Annotated in this window: 4 protein-coding genes; 2 read left to right on the top strand and 2 right to left on the bottom strand. The window is 63.5% G+C overall.

Annotated features, from left to right (window positions below; translation table 11 throughout):
* Positions 1 to 768 precede the first annotated feature (768 nt).
* Together VQ042_RS24685 and VQ042_RS24680 are read left to right on the top strand one after the other, a co-directional pair.
* Positions 769 to 1,386: an SH3 domain-containing protein gene (locus VQ042_RS24685; protein WP_331822915.1), complete on the top strand. Its 618-nt coding sequence runs from the start codon at positions 769 to 771 to the stop codon at positions 1,384 to 1,386.
* 860 nt (positions 1,387 to 2,246) lie between these two features.
* A complete protein-coding gene (locus VQ042_RS24680; protein ID WP_331822914.1) occupies positions 2,247 to 2,699 on the top strand; it encodes a MarR family winged helix-turn-helix transcriptional regulator in 453 nt (150 codons plus the stop codon).
* Here the strand turns inward: VQ042_RS24680 and VQ042_RS24675 are convergent.
* Positions 2,696 to 2,947: an endonuclease/exonuclease/phosphatase family protein gene (locus tag VQ042_RS24675; RefSeq protein WP_331822913.1), complete on the bottom strand. Its 252-nt coding sequence runs from the start codon at positions 2,945 to 2,947 to the stop codon at positions 2,696 to 2,698. The genes VQ042_RS24680 and VQ042_RS24675 overlap by 4 nt on opposite strands.
* A gap of 741 nt (positions 2,948 to 3,688) precedes the next feature.
* Positions 3,689 to 4,689 (bottom strand): IS256 family transposase (locus tag VQ042_RS24670; protein ID WP_331822912.1); only part of this gene is annotated, 1,001 nt, incomplete at its 5' end.

Here is a 4,689-nt window from a genome sequence, read left to right as displayed (position 1 = left end):
ACCGCCTCGTCGGACACAGCCATTCCCGCAATCTCCCAATCGAATCAATTGGGAACCCACAGATTCAGTACTTGCACCAAATGTCACGCGCCAACTCACCCGATTGCCCTGTCGGCGATAGCCGGGAGCGGCGACGGTCCCTGCCGCACGCTGCTATTTACGAGATTCTTTCGGACGGGTTCATGATCTCTCTCTGGCCTTGGTTGCGGTCAGCGCATTCCTAGTCGGTGGCGCGGTCAAAGGCATCGTCGGACCCGGTCTGCCGACTGTGGCACTGGCACTGCCCGGCACGGCGCTTGGCCTCGCGTGAGGCGTTGCTTCTGCTTGTGGCGCCGGCTTACCTGACCAATGTCTGGCATGCCGCTACTGGCGGCTTTCTCGCGGGGCCGGTCGAGCGGCTGTGGCAACGCTGCTGGCGACCGCGCCTGGAATTTGCCTGGGGACAACTGTGCTCTTGCCCGTCGAACAAGCTGCCCTCGACATCCTGCTCGGGACCGCGCTCTTCTCGGATGCGGTACCCCGGTTCGCAATCGGGCCGTTCGAGGTGCTCCACAGCGGCGCCGCTTCTCACTGTGCGCTCATCCCACAGCAGCGCAAACATCGGCCGCTTCTCTGTTTACCCCCGAACCCTACCGCGGCTAACGCGTTGGGGCAGCAAAGGCTCCCCATGAATGAAGCATTCAGCCGGGGTTCAGTGGCGCTCTACTAGCCTTCCATCCATCAAGTTCAGTCAGACAATCGACTGTCTGCACCGCAAGGAGGAAAACGATGACCTCCGAGAATCTCACCGGCGTTGTCGCGTTTCTCGGCGCGCTTTCTGTATCCACTACCGTCTTGGCCGCGACCGCAATCGCGACCACCGACGTGAATCTCCGGGCCGGACCGTCGACGCGTTATCCGGTCGTCAACGTCGTGGGTAACGGTGATGACGTCAGAGTCTTTGGCTGCCTCGACAGTCGCTCCTGGTGCGATGTCGGATATGCGGGACAGCGGGGCTGGATGTCGTCGAATTTCCTTGCCTTTGTGGACAGGGGACGCCGCTACACAGGGCCTACCGTCGTCGAGCGCGTGGGGGTGCCCACGATCAGCTTCTCGTTTGGAAGCTACTGGGACGATCACTACCGTGGCCGCGGCTCTTATCGGGACCGCGACCGATATGACGGTCGGCGTGAGGTGCGGCGGGAACGCCGGGAGGAACGCCGAGATCTGCGCGACGCACGCAGAGAGGTGAGGCAGGATCGGCGAGACGTACGAGACGCGCGACGGGACCTGCGCGACGCTCGCCGTGACGGAGAAAATACTCGTGCGGAGCGCCGCGAGTTGAGACAGGAGCGACGGGATCTGCGCTGGTCGAGACGTGAGCTTCGGCAGGAGCGCCGGGACTGACCATCCGGAAGATTGAACCGTCAGAGGAGGGTGCGCTGTTCGCTGTGCCCTCCTCCACCACAAGACTGTAAGACCTGGAAACTCTCGAAGCGCTGCACCCTCAAGCGCTCTCCTGCGCGCCGACCGCGGCATTTGCAACGCGAACGGCTCTCCCTGCGTCTCCTGGTCCGGGGGCCGGTCATTCCGCCCTGTCCGATCTTCATCATCGCGGGTCGAGCTGGAGCACGCCGACACGGGAAGCCGATGGTAGCCTTGCGCGAGGTCGACCAGCAATCAGCCCCGGTCGCACACTCTAATAGTGCTCAGGTCACCGACGGATTGCTCCGCACTATCGACGATGCTGATCGGGGCAAGCGCTTGGAACGCCGTGAGCGGGGAATGCGCGTGACAAACCAGGAAGCCACTCGCGGTCGGGCTATCGATCGGCTTCGTTGCATCTACTCGAGCTCACCGTCGACGCTCGGGCGCCGGACCGTCTGCAGTTCGACTAGCAGGCCTGGGTGCAGGCGCGGGACGTGGTAAAAGTATCCCGTTTCAGCTTTGCGGATGACCCAGCCCTGTTGGATTCCGGCACGGCGATGTTCGGCGTGACGGCCGGATAGATGCGATATTGCCGCCGATGGCTGTCGTGATCTGGCATGGCTCATGATGGACGCATTCTGTTGTGTCTCGCCTTGCGGCGAACAGATCCCGAATTCTGTCCGGGATGCTCATATTTTAATTGCTGCCTGAACGCATCTTTAGCAATCCCCGGTGCAATCGTTTGGGAAGCTATGACTGCCAGCTAAAGTGGACGACGCAAGACGTTCGATCCCGTCTCGGCTCGGCGAGGAGTTCTTCCAATCGCGGCGGAATGGGCGATGATATCCACGACGGACCTGGCCAGCCAGTTGGAGCAGATCGCACGGCGACTGCATTCGCAGGGCTACGCGTCCAATCTGTTCCCGGCGCAATGGGCGGCCCTACGCTACATCCATTCAGCGCCCGTGCGTCTGCGCACGGCGATCGATTTGGCGCGTTTTCAGGGAATGGCGTCCGGCGCCGTGGCGCGGACCGTCCGCACGCTGATCACCAAGGGCTACGTGGCCAAGCGTGGCAGCGTCGACCGCGGCCGGGCCGAGGAGTTGGGTCTGACCGAGCGCGGCCGCACGCTGCTCAAGAAGGATCCGCTGCAGCGCGTCGCCGCGGCGCTGGAGACGCTCGACGAAGCGAGTCGGGAAAGCCTTGCCCACAATCTCGACATCGTCATCCGCTCGACCCGCCCGGATCAGGCGGCGGAAAAGCCGAGAGTCGAGACAGCCAATAGGCGCTAGCCGCCCTCATTCGGCGGAGCATCCGGCCAGGCCAGATCGGCCACCACCGCGCAATGGTCGGAGGCCCGGCCAGACGGCGCGTCCACCCGACGGGCGGCGAGCGCAAAGCCGGTCGAGGAGTAGATCCGGTCGAGCCGCATCAGCGGCCAGCGCCCCGGCTGCGCGGCGCGACGTGCACCGGCGCCCGCGGGCACTATCGGCGCGAGCTCGCCGACGTCATCCTCTCCGATGGGCGCGACCCCGGCCAAGTCCTGATCGGCAAAGGGCTGTCGCAACCATGTCCGAACGAGGGATCAAGCGGTGCCGGTTGGTTTCAGACGTGCCAACATCGGACAGTCTTCACTCCAGGATTTGCCGTATGATACGAAGTGGGTGGCCTTGACCGGTTCATTCCGCTGCCTGTGACCGGGCGTGGTGACTTTCTGATCCGGATAGCAACCTTCAGTCCGCCTTTCCCCACCTAATCCTTGGCGTGCTATCGAAGGACCAGTCCTGACGAAAAGGCTCTTCGTCAGCGGCAAGGCCCGGCGGTGGGTCCCGAAGTCGACACTGTCGGGCCGATTACGGTTCTCCTCCCATCAGCGGCGATAGCCGATAGCAGCTATTACGAGCGGCGCCTCCACTGCTCGGCCAGAGCCGTCGGCAATCAGAGTAGGCGGATCAATTTCTTGTCGCAGGGCGCTTACTCTGCGATCCTACCGGCCACATGGAGTGCCGCATGATCCGTTCCACAATCGCCGTCCTTATCGCTGTAGCCGCTTCGCCTGCCTTCCCTGCCGCGGCGGACGATTAAGAAGACGCGGTCTTGGCCAGGATACCCGAGAGCTTCCCAATGGTCGTTGATGCGTCTTGGGAGCGGCCCGGATCTCTCAGATTGTTCGTTGAGGACAATGGCTATAGCCGCAACGGCGTTGCCGAGACTGCTTGTGGAACTCTGCGCGATCTCGAGGGCACGCCGAGCTATGGCCGGAGTTGGGTGACGGGGCCGATCAGGCGGCGCGTTGATCGGCGGTCGCGGTGAACGCGACGCCGTCGGTGAACTTGATGCCAGCGATGACCATAGGCAAGCGATTATCGCCTTTCAGCCGCCGCCAGGTCTTCGATGCGGCGATAACGAGCTTGAAGACCATCAACCGGGCGGTCTTCTGCGACAAGGCTCCCTTTGTTCTGACCGTCCGGTGCCGGACCGTGGCGAAGACGCTCTCGATGGGGTTCGATGTCCGCAAATGGTCCCAGTGCTCGGCCGGTAAGTCGAAGAAGGCCAGGAGCGCGTCGCGGTCCTTGGTCAGGCATTCGACGGCCTTGGGATATTTGGCGCCGTACTTCTCGGCGAAGACCGCGATGGCCGCTTCGGCACTCGCCCGGTCCGGCGCGTCCCGCACCTCGCGCAGGTCCGTCTTCATGTTCGGCTGAACCGACTTCGGGACCTTATTGAGGATGTTGAGGAGCTTGTGTTGCCAGCATCGCTGGTGGCGCGTTCCGGGGAAGATCTCCTCGAGCGCTTTCCAGAAGCCGAGTGCTCCGTCGCCGACGGCGATCTCGGGCGCGGCGGCGAGACCGCGTGCTTTCAGGTCGACGAGCAGTTCGCGCCAGCTCTGCGCACTCTCGCGGACACCGACCTGGAAGCCGACGAGTTCTTTCTTGCCTTCGGGCGTGGCGCCGACGATGACGAGCATGCATGCGGCATCATCCTCCATCCGTGCCTGAAGATAGACCCCGTCGGCCCAGATGTAGACGTAGCGCCGGGCCGACAGATCGCGCCGCTGCCAGCGATCGTATTCGTCCGTCCATTCGTCCTTCAGGCGTCCGATCACCGACGGCGACAGGTTCGGGGCGTCCCTTCCCAGCAGCGCAGCAAGGGCCTCTTGGAAATCGCCGGTCGAGATGCCGCGCAGGTAGAGAACCGGCAGCAGGGCATCGAGGCTCTTGGTCCGGCGCGCCCACTTCGGCAAGATCGCCGAGGTGAACGTGATGCGGTCGCCGCCTTCGC

Origin of the sequence: Aurantimonas sp. A2-1-M11 (assembly GCF_036549475.1) — a bacterium.
GTDB lineage: Bacteria > Pseudomonadota > Alphaproteobacteria > Rhizobiales > Rhizobiaceae > Aurantimonas.
Note: the sequence above shows the minus strand (reverse complement) of the source record. Positions and strands in the feature narration are given on the sequence as shown.